Origin of the sequence: Paenibacillus durus (genome assembly GCF_000756615.1) — a bacterium.
Taxonomy (GTDB): Bacteria; Bacillota; Bacilli; order Paenibacillales; family Paenibacillaceae; genus Paenibacillus_AQ; species Paenibacillus_AQ durus.
The window spans coordinates 374,336-395,647 of sequence record NZ_CP009288.1; the positions used below are offsets into that span (position 1 = coordinate 374,336).

Sequence of the window (21,312 nt, forward strand, 5' to 3'; positions counted from 1 at the left end):
ATTAATGCTATCGTGACACCGTCCCGGAAGGAGACGGTACAGCCGCTTTCGTTTGCGAGTTCAAGTTCAGTGCTTCCGTGACGATTCTGCGTTGTTCAAAGGTGTGGATGTCCGCATACCCGCTGGCCGGGCTTGAGCGTTCCGGACGGCCGATATACCGTACAGCGGTGTTGCCTGGCGCAATGGCGCGAAGCCTTGGTTCGATATAGCTCCAGGCGCCCATGTTCTTCGGTTCTTCCTGCACCCAGACGATCTCCTGCAGAGAAGTGAAAGCGTTCAGGTAGACGGCCAATTCGCGCGCCGGGAACGGGTAGAGCTGTTCGAGGCGCAGGATATGCAGCCAGGACAAGTCCTGGCCCGGGGCCGCTTCCAGTTCGGCTTGCAGGTCAATGGCGATCTTTCCGCTGCATACGACCAGACGTGTCACTGTGCCGGGAGTCTGCCCGAGCAGCGGTTCCGGGAGCACGGGCTGAAATTGGCCGGATGCCAGCTCTAAGCCGGAAGAAGCGCTGCGCGGGTTGCGGAGCAGACTCTTCGGCGTCATGATCACGAGCGGCCTTGCGTCCGCCTGTCCGCCCAGAGAAGCCTGGCGGCGCAGCAGATGGAAGTACTGCGCGGCGCTGGTAAGATTCGCAACCGTCCAGTTTTCCTCAGCGGATAGCTGCAAATACCGTTCCAATCGGCCGCTGGAGTGTTCCGGCCCTTGGCCTTCGTAGCCATGGGGCAGCAGGATGGCCAGGTTGCTGCGCTGCGTCCATTTGGCGCGTCCGGCAGAAATGAACTGGTCGATAATCACCTGCGCGGCATTGGCGAAATCGCCGTACTGCGCTTCCCACAGCACGAATGTCTCCGGCGCAAATACATTGTAGCCGTACTCGTAGCCGATCACCGAGGCCTCCGATAGCGGGCTGTTGTAGACGCCGAAGGAAGCCTTGGCATCCTCAAGCTGGTGAAGCGGGTAGTAGAGCTCTCCCGATTCACTGTCGTGAAGCACGAGATGCCGCTGGGAGAAAGTGCCGCGCTGCGCGTCCTGGCCGCTCAGACGGATGGGCGTTCCGTCCTGTAGAATGGTCGCGAAAGCCAGTGTTTCGGCCAGCGCCCAATCCACCTTTTCCCCGTCATTCAGCAGATCCTTGCGCCGCTGCAGAATCCGCTGCAGCTTCGGATACACCTTGAAGCCTTCGGGGAAGGACAGCAGCTGGCGGTTAATGCTCTGCAGCCTGCCGAGCGGCACGGCCGTAGGCGCAGAGCTTTCTTCATCCGTCTGCAAGGCGACGGCCGTCTTCGTTTCGCCGCTTTTTTGCTTGCCCTCTTTCATCCGCTCGTAGGCCTGCTGAAGCACATTGTCCGCTTCGGCGCTCATCTTCGCCAGTTCATCCTTGGTAATCACCTTCTCGCGCTCCAGCCTTTCGGCATATATCCGGAAGACGGTAGGATGATTTTTTACCTTGCCGTAGACAATCGGCTGGGTCATTTCGGGATCATCCATTTCATTGTGTCCGTGTCTGCGGTAACCGATAAGATCGATCAGGAAATCCTTTTTAAACAGGTTGCGGTAAGCGCTGGCCAGGCGGACGGCAGCAATGCAGGCCTCCGGATCGTCGGCATTGACATGGACAATCGGAATTTCATACCCTTTGGCAAGATCGCTCGCATAGTGCGTGGAACGGGAATCCTCGCTCTCCGTCGTGAAGCCAATCCGGTTATTGACGATGATGTGGATCGTTCCGCCATTCTGGTACCCCTGAAGCTGGCCGATATTCAGCGTCTCCGCCACGATGCCTTCGCCCGGGAAAGCGGCGTCTCCGTGCATCAGTACGGCCATGGCTTTGTTCGTATCAAGCACAGGCAGCCCCGGAGCGCTTCGGACTTCCTGGGCCGCGCGTGCAAAGCCCTCCACTACAGGGTTGACGAATTCAAGATGGCTCGGGTTGTTGGCAAGCGTCAGACGGGCGCGCACTGTCTCGCCTTCATGGAACGCACGGTCGGCGCCCAAATGGTATTTTACATCTCCGGTCCAGCCGTAGTTGATGCCCATGGACCCTTCGGACGGGAACAGCTCCTTGTTCGGAGAATGGTGGAATTCGGAAAAAATAATATCGTACGGTTTGCCCAAAATATGCGCGAGCACATTCAAACGGCCCCGGTGGGCCATGCCCATCAGGATATGCTCCGCGCCGTCATGCGCGGCCGCCCGGACAATTTCGTCCAGCATAGGAACAAGCGCATCATTGCCTTCCAGACTGAACCGCTTCTGGCCGACAAATGTCTTATGCAGGAATGTCTCGAACTGCTCCACCTGGATGAGCCGGCCCAGCAGCCCTTTGCGTTCCGCCGGCGTGAGCGGAGCGGGCGAGGTGGCCGATTCGGCCTGACTGTTCAGCCAGCGAAGCTCCTGTTCGTCGTGGACATGGCTGAATTCGTAGGCAATCGTCTTGGTATAGGTTTGGCGCATCCGGTGATAAGCGTCCCAGCCGGTCAGCACATCCTGCGGAGCGTTCTCCCAGATGAGCGAAGCCGGCAGGGCAAGCAAATCTTCGCGCGTAAGCTCATAAGTCTCGGGGTCCAGCCATTTGGCCATGGAGGTATGACCCTGTCCCAGCGGGTCGATGTCGGCTGCCAGATGGCCAAAAATGCGGATGCTTGCGATCAGCTTGGAAGCTCTAACCGCTTTGCGAAGCCAATCGGTATCGGCGGGCAAGGCCGGTCCGGGAGTCCTTGCAGCCTCGGATGTCAGCGGAGGAGAACCGTAGATGGTGAATAGTTCGCGGTAGTGGGCTTCCACTGAAAAAGGATCTTCGGCGAAATGTTCGTACTTTTCCTGAATGTAGCCCAGATTGGGACCGTAATACTTGCTCCAGACGGATTCGTTGTAGGACTCTTTGGCTGACATGAAACATCCTCCTAACGGTTAAGCTCCAAAGGTGGCGCTGATTAAGGAGGCCCTCTGTTGGAGCTGCGGTGGTTACGTTTACATTCTATAACAAAGACAAACCATTATAAAGCTAATGCCTCATCCTATTGTGCTCCTTTCAACATTTGTAATCAATTCAAGCTTTCGTCCAATCCGTTCGAAAAAAGGCATAATTATGTACAGGACCAAATAACCAAACAAATGATTCGCTATTTCCAAAAAATTTTGGTTAACAGACTTGAAAAATGGGTATTTGTCGTATATAGTTCATTCATACTACTAAGATCATACATATGTTCAAATTATTTCTACTGCCGGGTGCCGTTTGATCAACTCTATTTTTTCTCCGCGCATACTTACTTATTTCCAAAATTCGACACACTTTAGGACGAACTTCTTGTATAATATTCTTGCAAGACTCATTGTGATGAGAATCAATATCAGATCCTTGAATGCAAGGGTCCAGTAAAAGGTAAACCTGCTGAAAGGCAGGGGCACAAAGTCACGGGTCTAAGGTTATTTTTATATACTACGACGGCCGGACTGCCTGGGGACAAAAATCTTAGGAGGAGATTTTTTGGACAAGTCCAACCAGGGGAACATCGGAGAGCTGCAGACGTTAGAGCTTGATATGGAATGGGTGTATTTGCTTCTGAAAGCCAAGAAGCAAGGGCTTCAAGTGGATGAGATTCGTCGGTTCTTCAATGACAGGACACTTAAGGCAATGTAGCAAGAGGGGTCTGAAAGGGCATTATCAATTGATATTTGAAAGAGGACATGGCGGCGCGGCGTCATGTCCTCTTTATGTTTGTGGGCTTTACTGGATTACTGGTCCTTCTGTTCAAGACGCCATTTCTGGTAATCCAGAAACTCCTTAAACTCGCGCTTGCTGACGCCTGAAGCCATAGCCTCCTGCACTAGCTTGAACCATTCGGAATCCAGCATTTCCTCCTGCGTATCGGAGTTCTCTCCATAGAGAAGAACGTGAACGGGAACGTCCAGAGCCTCGGCAATTTTTTCAATGAATTGGATAGAGGGGTTGGATTGAATGTTGCGTTCAACATTGCTCAAGTATGATTTGGCCACATCAGCCTTGCTGGCCAGCTCGGATAAAGACAAGCCCTTCTCCAGACGAAGATGCTGAATGTGTTGTCCTATATTATCTGGCACGATGAGTTACGCCCCCCTCCTTGTTTTTTTGGTACTAGTATAGCAAAGGTCTGCATACAAGGCAAAGCAGGCATTTTCCAGAATTTCTAACGAATCCGAAAGCTATAATCCGGCTGGACGCTATTCTATCCCTTCGATTTCTGCGGCGGCGCGCCGATGAATCGTCAAGGTAACCGCACGCCCCGGGAGCTGACGTACAGGTCATACCATTCCTTACGGGTAAGCGTAAGCTTGTCCGCGCCTTCGCAGGCTGCGATGCGCTTCGGACTTACCGTTCCGATAACGGGCTGAATCGCGGCCGGATGCGTCATCAGCCAGGAGAGGACTATCGCTTCCGGGGTCGTCCCTTTCTCATCGGCCAGCGTACGGACAAGGCGCGCGGTGCTGCGGACCGTTTCGGATTCTCCGTCCAGCGGGCGTCCGCTGTATTTGCCCTGGGCCAGCGGCCCCCACGCCTGAAGCTGGATATTCTCCAGCCTGCAGTGCTCGATCGTTCCTTCGGGCATGCCTTGCTCTCTCCAGGCTTGCTGATTGACGCTTACGACCGAATCGAGCCAGTAGATCTTCTCAAGGCTCATCTCCAACTGATTGACGATAAACGGCTCTTCGCTGTATGCCTGAAGCAGCTTGATTTGCCCCTGGCTCATATTGGAGACGCCGAAATGCCGCACCTTGCCGGATTGCTTAAGCAGGTGAAGCGCTTCGCCCACCTCTTCAGGGTCCATCAGCGGATCGGGCCGGTGAAGCAGCAGAATATCCAGGTATTCTACTCCCAGACGAGACAGGATGCCGTCCACACTGCTTAGGATATGGCTCTTGGAGAAATCGAACACGTTGGAGCTTTCGCCGGGTTCGGCCAGCTTAATGCCGCACTTCGATTGAAGAATGATCCGTTCACGCAGCTCCGGCCGTTCTTTAAGGACGGTGCCGAATACTTGCTCCGCTTTGCCGCGGGTATAAATATCAGCGTGATCGAACATATTGATGCCGATGGAGAGCGCCGCTTCGACAGCCTCATGTCCTTCCTTGATTTGCTCTTTAGTAATCGCCTCGCGGTCCCAGCCTCCGCCAAGGCCCATACAGCCCAGGACAAGCCGGCTTGCGGGAATTCCGCGCTTGTTAAGCGGTAACGTTTTCAATTCAATCCCTCCGTCATAGTGGTAGATGATTTCAGAGATATTGTACAACTTTGGAAGCCGGTATGATACTTTTAATCGCTTAAGAAGCGGTGCCAGGCGGCATACAAGGGGGTTACTCCTTCAGATCCAAGGGCTTCCCGATATCGCCGAGCTTGTGCGCCCGTACGTCAGCGTACAGGCGCTTCAGCCATTTCAGTTCCGTCAGGCTGTGCTCATATTTGCCGTACATGAGATGCAACGCGGCGCGGGGAACGGTGGAAACATGCTCTTCATAGACCTGATAAGCGAGATTGACCTGATGCTCGGTCTCTCGGATGCGCTCCTCCAGCAGTTTCGCAATCTTGTCCGGATCAACATGCCGGGAGAAGGCGAGCGCGAGGTACATCGGATGATAGAGGGTGTCGTTCTGCTTGAACAGCTGCAGCAGGAGCTGCTCGAACAGGGCCTTTCCCGAATCTGTAATTCGGTATATGGTTTTGTCCGGCCGGTCGCTGCTGCGGATAATCTCAACCTGCGTAATCTGTCCGTTCTTGGCCAACTGGTCGACGGCGTAGTACAGGGAGCCCATTTGCAGCTTCGTAATCTGATCGATCGCGCGGTCTTTCATCACCAGCATCATTTCATAGGGATGCATGTCCCGTTCCAGCAGCAGTCCGAGAATAGCCAGCTTCATTGACATGGCAGCTCTAATCCTTGCTTGTCGCCGGCTGCGGAGCATTACTGCGGGTGAAGAGGCGGTCCTTCGGCATGAGCAGCACGGCCGCGAGCCCTAGCACCGCCGGAATAAGCGCCCACAGGAACGTATGCGCAATGGAGGAAGACAGCGCGGCTGAGATTTTCTCAAGCACGGGAGCCGGAATCTGAGCTCTTGCTTCCGGGGTCAGCGCGGCTCGCGGATCGCCGAAGGCGGAGGACTGGGCGCTGCCGCCGAACGCGGCGCTTAGTTGGTCCGTGAACAAATTGCGCTGGATGATGCCGAAGATGGTGATCCCGAGCGTCATGCCAAGCGAACGCATAAAGGTGCATGTCGACGTGGCCGAACCGCGCTGGCGGACATCAAAATGATGGACAGAGGACATGTTGAGCACCGAGAAGGAGAATCCGACGCCAAATCCGGTTACAGCCATAAAGGCGTTGACCTGCAGGCGGGTAGTATCCGGCGACAGGGTCCCAAGCAGAGCAACGCCTGCGACGAAGAAGACAGTGGACAGCAGCATGATGTTCCGGAAGCTGGCCCGGGCTGTCAGCTGTCCGCCAAGCTGGGCGCCGGCGACCGAACCGATCATCATCGGCATCAGAATCAGGCCGGAATTCGTAGCGGAGCCGCCGAATACGCCCTGCACGAAGATCGGGATGTAGACGGTTGCCACAATGAAAGCTGAGCCGTAGAAGAGAGCGGCCAGAGCGCTTGTCGCGAACAGCCTGTTCCGGAACATGCTGAAGGTGATCACGGGTTCAGCCACGCGCCGTTCAATGAACAGAAAGGCGATCAGAAGCACCGCGAAGCCCGCGAACAAGCCTAGAATGGCTGAGGAGCCCCAGGCATATTCCTGTCCGCCCAGCTCCAGAGCGAACATGAGGCAGATAATCGCGCCGACCAGCGTAAAGGCGCCGCCCCAGTCGATCCGCTGCTTGGAGTGAGTCACCGATTCTTTGTAGGCCAGAGCGATCATGATGAAGGCGATCACCCCGAGAGGGAGATTGATGTAGAATATCCAGCGCCAGCCGACATAATCGGTGATATAAGCGCCGAGCAGCGGACCGAGCACGCTTGAGATGCCGAAGACCGCGCCGAACAGTCCTGTCATCTTGCCGCGCTTCTCCGGTGGAAAGATATCGAATATAATCGTGAACGCGATCGGCATCAGCGCGCCGCCGCCCACACCCTGGATTGCCCGGTAGATGCTGAGCTGGGTAATGCTGCCCGCGGTGCCGCAGAGGGCCGAGCCGATCAGGAACAGCAGCAGTCCGAGCATGAAGAAGCGTTTGCGTCCGTACATATCGGACAGCTTGCCGAAGACGGGAGTACCGGCCATCACCATAACCATATACGCCGAGGTTACCCATACGAGCTTGTCCATCCCTCCGAGGTCGGAGACAATGGTTCCCAGAGCGTCCCTGCGGAAAACAACAGGTCTATACCGCCGCTTCCTTGGTGCGCAGCTGTCTGGATTCGATATAACTGATGAAGAACTCCGTAAGCACCGGATCGAATTGGCTGCCCGAACACGCTCTGAGCTCGACAATCGCCTCTTCCACGGATTTGGTCTGCTGATAAGGACGTTCCGTCGTCATGGCATCAAAGGAATCGATAATGGTCAGCATCCGGCACAGCCTCGGAATCTCCTCGCCCTTGAAGCCGTGCGGGTAGCCTTTGCCGTCGTACCTTTCGTGGTGCAGCTCGATGTAAGGGGCCAAATCCTTGAACTTGTCGCCCATCAGCGCCATTTGCTTCCCCCAGGTTACATGCCATTTTACCATTTCCCACTCCTCGGGCGTGAGCTTCTCCTTCTTGTTCAGTATGCCCCAGGGAATTTCGAGCTTGCCGATGTCATGGATTAGCGAACCCAGCGTGAACTGGCGCTTCGACAGGCTGTCCAGCATGAGCAGCTCGCTGACGTCCATAGCGTACCGGAATACCCGTTTGGAATGTTTAAACGTTTCCAGGTCCTTGTACATGAACAGGTTGAGCTGCTGCTCGATATCCCGTACGTCCTGGCTGAAATCGATATCCCGCTCTTGCGGCGATTGGTGGCCGTAGACATGGACCATATTCTTGCCCTGCTTCTTGGCGTAGTACAATGCCTGGTCGGCCTGATCGACAAGCTCCGATTTGTCGTGAATGTCGCTGCGATAGCCCGCAATTCCAGAAGAAAAGGACAAGCAGCCTTGAGGGAAAATTTCAGCCCCTTCAAAATAAGAGTTGTTCAGCGTTTTGCGCAGGCGGTCGAGAAAGCTTTTAGCCTGTTCGGTGTCATGTGAGGGCATCAGGATCGTGAATTCTTCCCCGCCGTAGCGGGAGACGACCATTTCCGCGCCGCCGCATTCCTTTTTCAGCAATTCCGCCAAAAAAACGATCAGCCCGTCACCCTTAAGATGGCCGAAGTGGTCATTATATTTCTTGAAATCGTCGATATCGATCATGGCCAGCGACAAGGAGGAGCCCGTGCTCCGGGATTTGCGCATTTCCACTTCCAGCGTCAGCTCGAAATAGCTGTGGTTGAACAGACCTGTCCGCGGGTCCCGGTTGGCACGTTCCTCAATGTCCCGGTACATCGCGAACATCTGCTTGAACGCATAAGACAGCAGAACGCTGAGGCAGAGAAACAGAGCCAGCCCGAAAATGTGATTATGGTATAAAAGGATGACCAGCACAAGCGCCAGCACCAGGGTGCTGAGGTAGGCAATAATCGTATCCTTCAGCATTCCTTTTAGCGTTTCGTACAGGTTCTCATTATAGAAGACATAGTAGTAAAAGACGATCAGCATCGTATTCAGCACAAAGTATATGGCCATGCCTCCGGCATACGCCAGGAGATGGTCGTCCATTAGCGGTCCCCGTACCCCTCCCAGGGCAGTAAAGGAGAAGGAAGCCGAGGCGATAATGATCGAGTATATGGCAAAGTTGATCAGGTGCTTCCACCAGACAGTCTTGCGTTCAATCAGAAAAATAACCGCGGACGAGACCAGAAGCACGGTTAAGCTGAATGAGGGGCCAAATACGAAAATACAGGCCAGATAAACGGAAGAGTCGAGGGATAACCCGTTGCCCTGCGGAGGAAGCTGGAATGTAAAGATCGTTAATACGGCAGCCGCTCCGGATAGCGCATACACCCACACCCAAGTTGAAGTTGTATAGTGAATTAAAGCGCCCTGATTATATATCGTGAACAGACCGAGTCCCGTCAGACAAATCGCAAATGCGTAAAGGTGACCCAGGTTCAGCTTGGCCACGGCCGTTTTCCACTTTGGCAAAAGTCACCCTCCTCTCGCAAGTATCGTGATTGTCCCATTTATTTTAAGGGAATTACAAGGAATTTCATAGATGCCGACTGGCAAAATACGCGAATACAAGGAGAAATACAAGAAAGGATAAGCGTGAAGCTTAGTATTAGAAAAAAGGCTGCTTAGGCTTTGGGGTTGGAGCTTCTTGGTATGCTAAAAAGCAGGCTGAACGTCAGCCTGCCCTCTGTTTCATTCAATTAACGGCCGCCGCCGATGAGTCTGAATCCGGAGGTCAAAGCCATAACTACGGAAGCAACGATAACCGTATTGATGATAATGCGCGAATACAGCATGCCGTCCCATTTTTTTTTCACAATTGTTCCCCCCTTTCGGCAATGGATCGTCAAGACTGCTTGGCTTCCATCTCCTGTGTCTGAATCTGTCTTCTGTCTGGAACAAGGATGTGCTGAAGATAGAGGAAAATCCCTACATTCATCACAATATCGCCGATGCTGATGACCTGAGTGCGCGGATAAGGCTTGGACAGCGGAATAATATCCCCAAGGAACGACAGCCTGGTCGCGGAGTCCATCAGAAAATGCTTCGTAACAACGGCTCCCGACTGCAGAAGATGTACGTAATAAGGGTCCAGAACCTTCGCCGCCTCCAGAGAGACTGGCATCTTGCCGCCATTGACGGACATGACGAGAAAGTTCAGAAAGACTCCGGCAAAAATGAACAAGAAGCCCGGAGTGTTCCGGTTCAACCACAGGATGTAAAGCCCTGCCGCGTACACACCGGCAAAAACGATACCGCTGTACGCCGCAAAGGCAGACGACCGGTCATTCAGTTCAAATACGGCAAACTGCAGCAGTAAAAGCAGGGGAAACCATAACCCGCCTCTGATGCGCAGGCTGCCGAACTGCCTCAAGCCGTAACGAAATCCGCCCCGGAGCAGGCCGACAACCAAGCCGAGCACAATACCGTCGTATACCATGGTTGAATGCTCCTATACCTATGAATTAAAAAAGGGATGCTATTTATATCAGGAATATTCGACCCTAATTATGGAAATCCTTCTGACCATGACAATATTCCTCAAATTTCTTCGAGAATATGTGTCGAAAAAACTAAAAAGTTCGCTAATAGATTTTTGTTGGTTGACATACCCCAGTGGGGTATATTATAGTGATGTTGAGGAGGTTGATGCATGGCGGCACATGAAAAGCATGATGAAGGTGTTGTTCCGCATGACTGCTGCGGCAGCGATTGCCATTCTTCCGAAGAGCGCAAAAGCCATCATACCCAGGAATTCAAGAACGGGCTGAATACCCGGCTTAACCGCATAGAAGGGCAGATCCGGGGGATTAAAGGCATGATTGAGCGCGACACCTACTGCGATGATGTCCTGACCCAGCTTGCGGCGGTTCAGTCGGCGCTTGGAAGCGTCGGGAAGCTGCTGCTTGAGGGCCATATGAAGAGCTGTATCATTGACAGAATTGAAGCCGGAGAACATGAGGTTGTCGACGAACTGCTGGTTACAATCGGCAGATTAATGAAATAAGGAGAGGATTAATAATGGCGAACGTTGTATTGAATGTAGAGGGAATGTCCTGCGGACATTGCGTAAGCTCGGTAGAGAAAGCGGTAAGCAATCTGGGAGCATCCGCAATCGTGGATCTGGCATCCAAGACGGTAGCGGTCGATTATGACGACAACAAGCTCAGCGTCGGAGCCATCAAGGAAGCGATTGAAGAGCAGGGCTATGACGTAGTTCAATAAGCTGAATGAGGCAGTAAACCAAGGCATGGAGTATTAGGGACAAGAAGTCCTGTTACAACGCTCCGCGCCTTCTCTTTTTTATAATTCGCATACCCCCTGTGGGTATCTAAAAGGATGTGATCTTATGGAGGAAACAGCAGTGGCACCCGTAGAGGAACAGGCGACCTTGCAGATTACGGGCATGACCTGCTCCGCCTGCGCGGCGCGGATCGAGAAAGGGATTGCCCGCATGGAAGGCGTCTCCCGGGCGAATGTCAATCTAGCGCTGGAGCAGGCGTCCGTGGGCTTCGATCCGAAGGTTGTCAGCATGCCTAAGATTGAGGAGAAGATCCGCTCGCTCGGCTACGACACGGTGAAGGAAGCGGCGGACTTCGATATTTCCGGTATGACCTGCGCCGCCTGCTCGGCCCGGATTGAGAAGGTGCTCGGCAAGATGCCGGGCATTGCCGGAGTCAATGTTAACCTTGCGCTTGAAACGGCGCATGTGGAATATACCCCGGGGATGATTACTCTCCAGGACATCATTGCCAAGGTCGACTCGATCGGTTATAAAGCCTCGCTCAAGGAAGACCGGAAGGAAACCGCTGACCGGCGGGAGCTTGAAATCAGCCGCAAGCGGACCAAATGGATGATTTCGGCGCTATTGTCTCTGCCGCTTCTGTGGGCGATGGTCGGGCATTTCTCGTTCACTTCCTGGATTCCCGTGCCGGAGATGTTCATGAATCCGTGGTTCCAGCTTGCTCTGGCTACCCCGGTGCAGTTCATAATCGGCTGGCAGTTCTATGTCGGCGCCTACAAGGCGCTCCGCAACGGAAGCGCCAATATGGATGTTCTGGTGGCGCTGGGCACGTCGGCCGCTTATTTTTACAGCTTGTACCTAACGCTCGATTCCCTGCGTATGAATGGCATGAATCATACGGTTGAAATGTACTATGAGACCGGAGCTGTGCTGATCACGCTCATTCTGGTCGGCAAATGGTTCGAGGCGCTGGCGAAGGGCCGCTCCTCTAACGCCATCCGCAGCCTGATGGGCCTGCAGGCCAAGACGGCGCTTGTGATCCGTGAAGGAACGGAGATTAGCGTTCCCGTTGAGGAAGTCGTTATCGGGGATATCGTACTCGTGAAGCCGGGCACCAAGATTCCCGTCGACGGCGAAGTGACTGAAGGCTTGTCATCCGTAGATGAATCCATGCTTACGGGCGAGAGTATTCCGGTGGAGAAGAAGCCGGGCGACCCTGTAATCGGAGCGACGTTGAACAAGAACGGTATGCTGAAGATCAAAGCCCGCAAGGTTGGACGTGATACGGCGCTTGCCCAGATTATCCGCGTGGTCGAGGAAGCGCAGGGTTCCAAGGCGCCGATTCAGCGGGTGGCGGATGTCATTTCCGGCATCTTCGTGCCGATTGTGGTGGCCATCGCCGTGCTGACATTCCTGATCTGGTATCTGTGGGCGGCTCCGGGACAGTTCGCCGAAGCCTTGGAGAAAGGGATTGCCGTGCTCGTTATCGCCTGTCCCTGCGCGCTGGGCTTGGCTACGCCGACCTCGATTATGGCCGGCTCCGGAAGGGCTGCGGAGCTTGGCATCCTGTTCAAGGGCGGCGAGCATCTGGAAGCCGCGCAGGGCATTCAGCTCGTCGTGCTCGACAAGACGGGCACTGTGACGAGCGGCAAGCCGGTGCTTACAGACGTGCTGGTATCGCCGGACTTTAAGGGTACGCCGGAACTGGCTCCGGAAGACGCTCTGCTGTCGCTTGCCGCCGCCGCCGAGAAGCTGTCGGAGCATCCGCTGGCCGAGGCGGTAGCCGCAGGCGCGGCGGAGAAGGGGCTCGCGTTAGGCGACGCCGGAAGCTTCGTCAATGTACCCGGACGGGGTATCAAGGCGGCCATCCAGGGCAGGGAGATCATCGTCGGCACGCGCCGGATGATGGAGGAGAACGGCGTCGACGCCGCCCGCTGGCTTGACGCCATGAATGATCTGGAGCAGCAGGGCAAGACGGCGATGCTGGTTGCGGTGGACGGCGAGTGCGCAGGAGTCGTAGCCGTCGCGGATACGATTAAGCCGACCTCGCGCGAAGCCGTGGCGGCTCTGCGGGGCATGGGGATCGATGTCGTGATGATCACCGGCGACAATGAGCGGACGGCACGGGCCATCGCGGCCGAGGCCGGTATTGACCGGGTGATGGCCGAAGTGCTGCCCGAAGGCAAAGCCGAGGTGGTGCGGAAGCTTCAGGCGGACGGCGTGAAGGTGGCGATGGTCGGCGACGGCATCAACGATGCGCCGGCGCTGGCGACCGCCGATATCGGCATGGCGGTCGGCACCGGGACCGACGTGGCGATGGAAGCGGCGGATATTACGCTGATGCGCGGCGATCTCAAGGCCATCGCCGACGCCATCAAGATGAGCCGCAAGACGATGGGCAACATCAAGCAGAATCTGTTCTGGGCGCTCGGCTACAATACGATCGGCATTCCGGTAGCCGCGCTGGGATTCCTCGCGCCCTGGCTGGCGGGCGCGGCGATGGCGTTCAGTTCGGTTTCGGTCGTGCTGAATGCGCTGCGGCTGCAGCGGGTAAAGTTATAGAAAATAATCATCCTTTTATATAAAGTATATTGAATTCAAAAAGACTGCCCTTATCATTTTTGATTTGAGGCAGTCTTTGACTTTTATTACATATTTATTTTTGTATCTATTACTTTCATTTCTTTGACCATTCGATCCGCAAAGTCTTCAATTTGCGTTAGCGATCTGGCTTGAAAAGTTATTGTTTCCTCGTTTAATATGTCCAGGGCAATTTTTATGTTTTTAGTTAAATCTTTAACGTAAATTAAAGTTGTAAGATCTATATTATGCGTATCGAATTGTTTCTCTAATTTAGATGCTTCTTTTATCTTACTAAAATTGTATGCCCATTCTTTCGCTACTTGAGAAGCTTGTTTACTTCCTCTTTGAGTGTAGTCAAAAGAAAAGGTTTTAACTATTTTTACTCGTTCTTTTCTTGTAACATAGGCGTAATCCAATTCAATCAGTTCATCTCCCAAATCTACTTTTAAGTTTTTCTCTAGGATCGCGTTAGTGGGTTTGTTCTTAATAACTTTATTCATAATTGACTTCACTTCTTGTTCCGTGAGCCTTGATTTTTTCTGAACTTCAAAATGCACATAAGTTTTAAAGAGATTATTCAGGTCGGTTTCAAAGTCTGCTGATCTGAATAATTGTATTTTGGAAAACTGAAGTTGATTTACATAGATTGAAGTAGCTTTTTCCAAATAATTTAAGTTGGCGATATCTTCATAGGAGGGGCCGGTTACTGTAGAGTTTTTTGAGAAATCCTCCTTAACACCGCTTAAAATTATTTTTAGAAAAGGTATATCAATTTCGTCGTCAAAAGTAGAAACTCTGGAAAGATTGCTTGTAATTAAACAGTCAATGTATTTGTCCCCTGGAGAATGCATAACTACCCCAATATTTATGAATTCTTCCCTGTTCTCGTCCGGAACATAGCGAAGGACTGCAAATTTACAAATTTTCTCCACGTTAACCCCCTCCTTTCCATTGTGGCAAGATCGGTTTAAGAATTGGTAAAGCATCTTTTATTCTATGCAGACGGTCACACAAATATGCATGTAGCGCGATTTTGTCAGCATCAGTTATTAACCATTCTTCTGGTATAGTTTTAATAATATGCCACAAATCACGATCTGTCATTCCCGACATTTTCCCGATTATGTTATCAAACGGGTTATACCCTCTGACATGCGGTACTAATTTTCTGAATATGTATCCGTTTTGAGTAAATGGTTGAAAGTCAGCGCCGATTCTAATGTCAAGTTGTTGTGCATCCCAAAGCGCTCCTATTTCAAAAACATGAGAATGATCAATAACAACTATTTTCATTTGCGATTGATCGAACAGGAGATTCCCGCCGTTGCAGTCTCTGTCATTATTACGGATAAGTTGGTCAAATAGTATGATTTCAGGAACTATGGTCACGTTCAAGGCGCGTTCAAGCATTTTAGCGTTAGCTATTGGAAAGGTTTTGTTAATCCGTTTCGTTCCAAAATGAACCCCTGGATGAATTTCCCTTTCGCACTCAATATGATCTGCAATTATTTGCTCATAAAGATTTAGAAAGTCTTTATCAACATTTATTAAAGTAGGAGAGGCCAGAGGAAGTTTAAGCTGATGAGCAATTTTGGCGCAAACATACTCATTGGCCAAAACCCTTGGACCCTCAGGATTTTGTTGGAACTTTGTGTAATATGTATTTCCATCATCACAAAGAATGATGAACGGCTTAGTTACCCCATTAGTAACTGGTTTTATCGGTCTTACCGCATTTACAATTTGCAATTTTGGCACCTACTTTTAACGTATGCTTAGAGCTCGTTATTCTTTATTCTAGTAATATATGAATATATTACAAGACAATTTTTTGCAGCAATAGCTTTACGTTAAGCGGAAAATTAAATCATTTAAATTGAAAAGTAGCAGCTTTCGCATACCAGAAAGTACGGTGCCATTCTGGTAGATTACAACGAAATCAGAAAAAGATGATGGTCATATTTCGAGAGTTCGGAGAAAGCTCTAGGGGTAATGAAGAGCACAAGTGAAGCAGGAGTTGGTTGAGACACAGGTTGGGTAAAATCATCCGCAAAGAGATAATGGTTTTTAGAACAGCAAGATTCTTTGCGGGGGAGTTTTTTGTATTTTAGAATTGAGTCTTCTTACACTTGAGTATTATTGGGCGTCAACCCGGATTACCGCCCTTGGCCTGTTCTTCCCGCATCCACCCGGACAGCTGCCGTTTCAGCCGTAAGAACTCGGGATGCTCCGTCATTTCCTCCCGGCGCGGCCGGGGGAAAGGCACTTCGACCGTATGCAGCAGCGTGCCCGGCCGCCCCGAGAACACATAGATGCGGCTGGAGAGCAGCAGCGCTTCTTCAATGCTGTGCGTGATGAACAGCACGGAGCGGCGGTTCTCCTCCCACAGCTCCAGCAGCCAGCGCTGCATCTCGCTGCGGGTAAGGGCGTCGAGCGCGCTGAACGGCTCGTCCAGGAGCATCAGCTCCTGGGGAGCGAGCAGCGCGCGCAGGAAGGCGGCGCGCTGCTGCATGCCGCCGGACAGCATATGCGGATACGCCTTCTCGAATCCGCCAAGTCCGGCCTTCGCGAGCCAGCGCCGCGCTTCCTCGCGAGCTTCGCTTCGCGCCGCGCCCTTCAGCTCGCGGGCAAGAATCACGTTATCCTCGATGCTGCGCCAAGGAAACAGTGCCGGCTGCTGCGGCATGTAGCTCACGCTGCCCCGCTGCCCGGTAACCGGAGCGCCGTTCATGCGCACGGCGCCCGCATCCGGCTTAACCAGTCCGCCGATGATGTGGAAGAGCGTGCTCTTGCCGCAGCCCGACGGGCCAATGATGGATACGAACTCCTGCCGCTTCACCGTCAGCGACACCTGCTCCAGCACCGGAATGCTCAGCCCGCGCCGGGAGAATGATTTGAAGATGCCGGAGACCTCCAGTGCGGGTGCATCGCGGTCCGGCTCCGGTGATGGCGCGCCGGAAACAGGGGGGTGTCCGCCTCCAGGGGACGGCCCTTCCTCCAAGTCTCCCTCTGAAGACGAAAAGATCTTACGCGTCAACTTCAGCAGCCTCCTTCTATAACTCTTTTTCATACAGCTTGTCTATACACGTTCTGTGCGACCGTTTCTATGCGTCCCGCCGCGGCTTCCAGCGGACCAGCCATTTCTCCAGCAGGACAACGGCGGCGAATAGCAAGAGGCTCAGCAGCACGCTTAGAATAATGGCGACGAACATCCGGTCTGTACGGTACGCCGATTTCTGTATCTGCATATAGTAGCCAAGCCCGTTGTTTCCGCCGATCAGCTCCGCCACCACGGCGCCCGTTACAGCGTAGGCGGCGGATATTTTAATGCCGGAGAACAGGGAGGGCAGCGCATGGGGCAGCTCCAGCTTGGTGAAGATTTGCCGCCTCGTGGCGCCCGCCATCTTCATGAATTGAAGCATCATGCGGTCGGTCTGGGCCAGCCCGCCCATGCCCGCGACGGCCACGGGGAAGAAGCACACGAGAACAATGAGAATAATCTTCGGCAGCTGGCCGAAGCCGAACCAGATCACCAGCAGCGGACCCAGCGCGATAACCGGCACGTTCTGGCTTAAGATCAGCAGCGGGTAGAGCGCGCGCGCCGTCCAGGGCACAATATGCAGAAGTACGGCGCAGATCAGGCCCGCAGCCACGCCGAGCGGAAAGCCGATCATCGTCAGCCGCAGCGTCGCCAGCGTATGCCCTTTAAGGGATGAGGCGCTGGCAATGCCTTCCCGCCAAATGTCCGTGGGAGCGGGCAGCATCCATTTTTCCACATGGAACCAGGAGACCGACACCTGCCACAGCGCCAAAAACAAGATGACCGCCACAAGGGGCGGCCAGATTTGTCTCCACCTGGAACTCACGGGCGGTATTTCTCCGTCAGCTTGTCCATGCTGATTCCGCCCGGGTTATGGGCGATCTTGACTTGCGAGATGACGCTCGGGCAGCCCGCTTCGATCAGCGCCTCCTGCATCTCCCGGACAATTTCGAGCAGGTCGGCGAGTTCGCCCTCCATCGTCGTCTCCAGCGCATTGACCTGATGCTTCACGCCGGAGCGCTGAATGACCTCAATCGCCTTGTCCACATAAGGAATTACATCTTCGCCTCCCGGCGTTTTCGGAATCACCTGAATGCTCAGCAGCGTACTTGCCATTCCCTATCATCCTTTCATGTCATTAATTGTGAACCCCGTGAATCAAGATTTTAATTCTATTAAACTTACTGCCCGTCCGGCAAAAACTCATTCGTGAACGCCTTATCGGCCGCAAGCGGCTTGTCCAGCAGCTTCAGTCCGTACATCCAGTCGGCGTAATTTTTCCATACTTCGGTCTTCTGCTCGCCCCACCGTGCGGCGTCGTCCTTGTATTTCGGGCTGAGCCATTCCTGGCTGGCCTGAACGAGCTTCGCGTCAAGATCGGGAACCGCCTTGATCAGAATATCCGCAGCCTCTTTCGGATGGTCGATCGCATATTGATAACCCTTGGACGTCGCCTTCAAAAAGGCTTTGACCACCTCTGGATTCTCGGCGATTTCCTTCTCGCTCGTCGTCAGCACCGGCGTATAGTAATCGAGCTGCGGCGCGTAATCCTTCAAATAGAGCATATCCAGTGGCTCGCCGCGCAGCTTCGCTTCAATACCGGTCCAGGCGTAGAAAATCCAGGCAAAGTCAATGTCACGCTTAACGGCCGTAAAATAATCGGCTTCCCCGATCGTCACCTGCTTGACCTTCTTCACGTCGCCGCCGACCGGGTCCATAATGGCCTTCATGGAAGCTTCTTCGACCGGTGATCCCCAGCCGCCGTATGTTTTGCCTTCAAAATCCTTCGGCGACTTGATGCCCCGGTCAACCGGAGCCGCGAAGCCGGACGTGTTATGCTGGATAATCGCCGCGATGGATACGAGCGGAACACCCTGAATGCGCGCCATCGTCAGAGAGTCCTGTGCACCGACGCCAAAGGCGGCTTCTCCCGAAGTGACCATCGTATCCGCGCCCGCCGCTCCCGGCTGCACAATATCGACGTCAAGGCCCTCCTCCGAATAGTAGCCGAGCTCTTTGGCGACATACAGTCCGGTGTGATTCGTGTTCGGCGTCCAGTCGAGCGCGACCTTTACCGGCGTCGCCGCTTTGGGCGAGCTTTCGGCGGAAGCGGAAGCCCCCGGCGATGCGGAAGCAGGGGTTCCCTGAGCGCCGCCGGCATTTCCTCCCGAATTATTGCCGCCGCATCCCGCCGCCGTCAGTATGAACAGGCAGGTCAGGGACAGTGTTAACCATTTTTTTACTCCCATTATATCGTCTCTCCTTTGTCTTGCCGCCCCGAAGCCCGATGCCGGAAACGGCAGGTGTTCCCGTCTTCATTAAAGCTTACCCGCAAATCACGAAGCCGCTTGGCGGACCACGGGAGTTTGCGCAAATCTGAAAAAGCCAAAAAAGCGCCCCTGAACATTCGGGACGCGGCGGAGTGCATGACGGCGGCAGTCCTTCAGGACCACGCGCTTAAGGCTTTCCTACGCTGGCATTATCCAGATCAGGTATAAGGGTCAGTATCTTGCGGGATACACTCTCAGCCGGCCGTAATTCCAGCACCCCAAGGTTTATGAAGTTTCGGGTATTCTTTGCTGTTTACGCTGTAATTATAGACGCAAGGCTCTGAAGTTGTCCAGTGCCCCGGCCCATCCTGAAGCCGTCATTTATAATACCGTTGTCCATGCAGCAGGGAACAGTGAATGGCAGAAGCATCGGTGCGAAGGATTAGAGAAAAGCGCAGCTTTTGCCGGGAAATAATCTGGGAAATTAAAAAATCGGGATTTGGAAAAAAATTACGCGAAATGTGGCGGTTATTTGGGGTGAATTTCCGTCTTTTCCAGAAAAACATGCTATAATGACCTCAGGTTGCTGCATTTTTGTAGGCCCAAAGGAGGGTGTTCATGAACTGTATTCATTGTTCCCCTATTGAACCCATTGAAGACAAGGGAATCCTAAAAATTCGGCGCGCATCTCCCTCACTTGCATCCGCTGTTCAAGCGTCCGGTTTTAAAATTAAATCTTATCAGGAAGAAGTATGCGAGATTTCTTACAGCACCCGGGAACAGCTGCTGAATGTGATGAAACTGATCGAATCCGCGAAGGAAGCGGCGCTTCTGACCATATCCATAATCGGAACAGAACCTCCAAGCGAGTTGGAACGGTGGATGTCGCTCTCCCAGCTTCAGGTCCGCTTTAGCAATCATTCACTCATCGATATTATCGCCAATAAAGAATTTTGCAGTTATTTGCAGCCGATTGTCGATTCTTCCGAGCGGATTGTCGGCTTTGAGTTTTTGCTGCGGCCGCTGCCGCAAGGTACTCCGTTTCAGCCGCATATCCTTTTTGAGGTGGCAAGAGAAAGCGGATTTCATTCCTTTCTGGACCGGGCCGCGCGCATTTCCGCCATTGAAGCCAGCGCCAGGCTGCTGCCTCACGGAATTAAACGGTTCATCAATTTTCTGCCCTCTTCCATTTACGATCCCGAGTACTGTCTGACCCATACGTTTGAGGCGATTCAGCAGCAGGGCCTGAGACCGGAGGATTTTGTGCTTGAGGTGGTGGAAACGGAGGAAATCGGCGATATTTCGCATCTCACCCATATTTTTGCCGAGTGCCGCAGCCATGGCATTCTTGTTGCGCTTGACGATGTCGGCGCGGGCTACTCTACGGTAGAGGTGATGTCCAGCCTGCAGCCGGATTATGTGAAGATTGACCGGGGGCTGATCAGCTTTTGCGATCAGGATGCAAGCAAGCAGAAGGCCGTTAAGGAGATTATGGAGCGGGCCGGAGAGTTTGGCGGTAAAGTGCTGGCCGAAGGAATCGAGCGGCGGGAGGAATTTCAGTTCTGCCGGGAGCTCGGTATTCATTTGGCTCAGGGCTATCTGTTTGGCAAGCCAGCTCCGACTCCGCCGATCCATTTTCTGCATGCAGCCAGGATAAGTTAATATAGAATAATAACGCCTTCCCGCGCCGGAGCCGTTTGATTAAGTCCGGCCGGTACGAGGCATAAGGAGGGGGTGCTGCCATGAGCGGCACTTTGCTGTATATCGAGGATGATCGGCAAATTGCCGGCCCCGTTGCCCGAGACCTGAAGGACCGCGGCTATGCCGTCCGTTGGCTGCAGACGGGAGAGCGGGCCGTGGAAGAGGCGGAAGGATGCCAACTGGTTATTCTGGATGTCATGCTGCCGGGATTGGACGGATTCACCGTGGGCCAGCGGCTAAAGAAGGTTTTTCCTGACATTCCCATCCTGATGCTCTCAGCGAGAACGTCCATTGACGACAAGCTCCAGGGTCTGGGGTTCGCCGACGACTATTTAACCAAACCGTTTCATCCGGATGAGCTGGCCGCGAGAATCGGGGTTTTGCTGCGCCGTGCGGGCAGTGTGTCATCTTCGCCGCTAACTCTTGGGCATCTGACCGTCTATGAAGAGGAGAACCGGATTGTTCAGGCGGAGAGCGGGGAGGAAATACCGCTGACGGGCAAGCAGTTTCAGATTTTCTTTTACCTCTTGCGCCATCTCGGCCAGATTATGACCAAGGAGCAAATTTATGAAGCGGTCTGGGGTGAGCCCTATATGGAAGGGGACAAGACCCTGATGGTACATATCCGTTATTTGCGCGAAAAGCTGGAGAAGGACCCGGGAGCGCCGGAAATTATTGAGACCGTCCGGGGCATCGGATACAGGGTCAAGGCATGATAAAAAAGAACAGAACCCGAGGGCGTCTTCCTG

19 protein-coding genes, 1 pseudogene and 2 riboswitches are annotated in these 21,312 nt (G+C 53.4%); of the genes and pseudogenes, 7 read left to right on the forward strand and 13 right to left on the reverse strand.

Going from position 1 to position 21,312, the window contains the following annotated elements:
- Window positions 1-7: 7 nt before the first annotated feature.
- Window positions 8-2,893: a 2-oxoglutarate dehydrogenase E1 component gene (locus PDUR_RS01775; protein WP_042204824.1), complete on the reverse strand. Its 2,886-nt coding sequence runs from the start codon at window positions 2,891-2,893 to the stop codon at window positions 8-10.
- A 482-nt stretch (window positions 2,894-3,375) separates the two neighbouring features.
- Window positions 3,376-3,465, forward strand: a riboswitch (cyclic di-GMP riboswitch).
- A 26-nt stretch (window positions 3,466-3,491) separates the two neighbouring features.
- Between PDUR_RS01775 and PDUR_RS29605 the strand changes: the two genes are divergently transcribed.
- Window positions 3,492-3,644: an anti-repressor SinI family protein gene (locus tag PDUR_RS29605; protein ID WP_081949338.1), complete on the forward strand. Its 153-nt coding sequence runs from the start codon at window positions 3,492-3,494 to the stop codon at window positions 3,642-3,644.
- Between the two features lie 95 nt (window positions 3,645-3,739).
- Here the strand turns inward: PDUR_RS29605 and PDUR_RS01780 are convergent, their stop codons facing one another.
- The 6 genes and pseudogenes from PDUR_RS01780 to PDUR_RS01805 all read right to left on the reverse strand — a co-directional run bounded on the left by PDUR_RS01780 (window position 3,740) and on the right by PDUR_RS01805 (window position 10,165).
- A complete protein-coding gene (locus PDUR_RS01780; protein ID WP_042204825.1) occupies window positions 3,740-4,084 on the reverse strand; it encodes a helix-turn-helix domain-containing protein in 345 nt (114 codons plus the stop codon).
- Between the two features lie 164 nt (window positions 4,085-4,248).
- Window positions 4,249-5,223 carry an aldo/keto reductase gene (locus PDUR_RS01785; RefSeq protein ID WP_042204826.1) on the reverse strand — a complete coding sequence of 325 codons (975 nt, stop codon included), beginning with the start codon at window positions 5,221-5,223 and terminating at the stop codon, window positions 4,249-4,251.
- Window positions 5,224-5,335: 112 nt separating this feature from the next.
- Window positions 5,336-5,902 (reverse strand): PadR family transcriptional regulator, encoded by a 567-nt coding sequence (locus PDUR_RS01790; RefSeq protein ID WP_042204827.1) that lies wholly within the window; start codon window positions 5,900-5,902, stop codon window positions 5,336-5,338.
- Between the two features lie 7 nt (window positions 5,903-5,909).
- Window positions 5,910-7,337: pseudogene (locus tag PDUR_RS01795) on the reverse strand (MDR family MFS transporter); the annotation flags it as partial.
- 22 nt (window positions 7,338-7,359) lie between these two features.
- On the reverse strand, window positions 7,360-9,198 hold the full coding sequence (locus tag PDUR_RS01800) for a bifunctional diguanylate cyclase/phosphohydrolase (protein ID WP_042204828.1): 1,839 nt from the start codon (window positions 9,196-9,198) through the stop codon (window positions 7,360-7,362).
- A 373-nt stretch (window positions 9,199-9,571) separates the two neighbouring features.
- A complete protein-coding gene (locus tag PDUR_RS01805) occupies window positions 9,572-10,165 on the reverse strand; it encodes a DUF5317 domain-containing protein (RefSeq protein WP_042204829.1) in 594 nt (197 codons plus the stop codon).
- Window positions 10,166-10,378: 213 nt separating this feature from the next.
- Here PDUR_RS01805 and PDUR_RS01810 point away from each other — a divergent pair, with 213 nt between their 5' ends.
- The 3 genes from PDUR_RS01810 to PDUR_RS01820 all read left to right on the forward strand — a co-directional run bounded on the left by PDUR_RS01810 (window position 10,379) and on the right by PDUR_RS01820 (window position 13,531).
- Window positions 10,379-10,732: a metal-sensitive transcriptional regulator gene (locus PDUR_RS01810; RefSeq protein WP_042204830.1), complete on the forward strand. Its 354-nt coding sequence runs from the start codon at window positions 10,379-10,381 to the stop codon at window positions 10,730-10,732.
- A gap of 14 nt (window positions 10,733-10,746) precedes the next feature.
- Window positions 10,747-10,950, forward strand: a complete 204-nt coding sequence (locus tag PDUR_RS01815; protein ID WP_042204831.1) for a copper ion binding protein — start codon at window positions 10,747-10,749, stop codon at window positions 10,948-10,950.
- A 124-nt stretch (window positions 10,951-11,074) separates the two neighbouring features.
- Window positions 11,075-13,531 (forward strand): heavy metal translocating P-type ATPase, encoded by a 2,457-nt coding sequence (locus PDUR_RS01820; protein WP_042204832.1) that lies wholly within the window; start codon window positions 11,075-11,077, stop codon window positions 13,529-13,531.
- Between the two features lie 86 nt (window positions 13,532-13,617).
- On the opposite strand, the gene PDUR_RS26980 is transcribed toward PDUR_RS01820, so the two are convergent.
- The 6 genes from PDUR_RS26980 to PDUR_RS01850 all read right to left on the reverse strand — a co-directional run bounded on the left by PDUR_RS26980 (window position 13,618) and on the right by PDUR_RS01850 (window position 18,841).
- Window positions 13,618-14,484: a DUF3037 domain-containing protein gene (locus PDUR_RS26980; RefSeq protein WP_052409928.1), complete on the reverse strand. Its 867-nt coding sequence runs from the start codon at window positions 14,482-14,484 to the stop codon at window positions 13,618-13,620.
- A gap of 1 nt (window position 14,485) precedes the next feature.
- Complete coding sequence (locus PDUR_RS01830) at window positions 14,486-15,301, reverse strand: HipA family kinase (protein ID WP_042204834.1); 816 nt, start codon at window positions 15,299-15,301, stop codon at window positions 14,486-14,488.
- 397 nt (window positions 15,302-15,698) lie between these two features.
- A complete protein-coding gene (locus PDUR_RS01835; RefSeq protein ID WP_042208966.1) occupies window positions 15,699-16,469 on the reverse strand; it encodes an ABC transporter ATP-binding protein in 771 nt (256 codons plus the stop codon).
- A 187-nt stretch (window positions 16,470-16,656) separates the two neighbouring features.
- A complete protein-coding gene (locus PDUR_RS01840) occupies window positions 16,657-17,418 on the reverse strand; it encodes an ABC transporter permease (protein ID WP_042204835.1) in 762 nt (253 codons plus the stop codon).
- Window positions 17,415-17,708, reverse strand: a complete 294-nt coding sequence (locus PDUR_RS01845; protein ID WP_025332850.1) for a thiamine-binding protein — start codon at window positions 17,706-17,708, stop codon at window positions 17,415-17,417. The genes PDUR_RS01840 and PDUR_RS01845 overlap by 4 nt, the downstream gene beginning before the upstream one ends.
- A gap of 65 nt (window positions 17,709-17,773) precedes the next feature.
- Complete coding sequence (locus PDUR_RS01850; protein WP_042204836.1) at window positions 17,774-18,841, reverse strand: ABC transporter substrate-binding protein; 1,068 nt, start codon at window positions 18,839-18,841, stop codon at window positions 17,774-17,776.
- A gap of 199 nt (window positions 18,842-19,040) precedes the next feature.
- Window positions 19,041-19,153: riboswitch (TPP riboswitch) on the reverse strand.
- 126 nt (window positions 19,154-19,279) lie between these two features.
- Between PDUR_RS01850 and PDUR_RS28470 the strand changes: the two genes are divergently transcribed.
- From PDUR_RS28470 to PDUR_RS01860, 3 genes are all read left to right on the forward strand, one after another.
- Window positions 19,280-19,435, forward strand: a complete 156-nt coding sequence (locus PDUR_RS28470) for a hypothetical protein (protein ID WP_156130240.1) — start codon at window positions 19,280-19,282, stop codon at window positions 19,433-19,435.
- A 45-nt stretch (window positions 19,436-19,480) separates the two neighbouring features.
- Window positions 19,481-20,524, forward strand: coding sequence for an EAL domain-containing protein (locus PDUR_RS01855; RefSeq protein ID WP_042204837.1), 1,044 nt, complete (start codon window positions 19,481-19,483; stop codon window positions 20,522-20,524).
- Window positions 20,525-20,604: 80 nt separating this feature from the next.
- Complete coding sequence (locus tag PDUR_RS01860; RefSeq protein WP_042204838.1) at window positions 20,605-21,279, forward strand: response regulator transcription factor; 675 nt, start codon at window positions 20,605-20,607, stop codon at window positions 21,277-21,279.
- The last annotated feature ends 33 nt before the right edge of the window (window positions 21,280-21,312 follow it).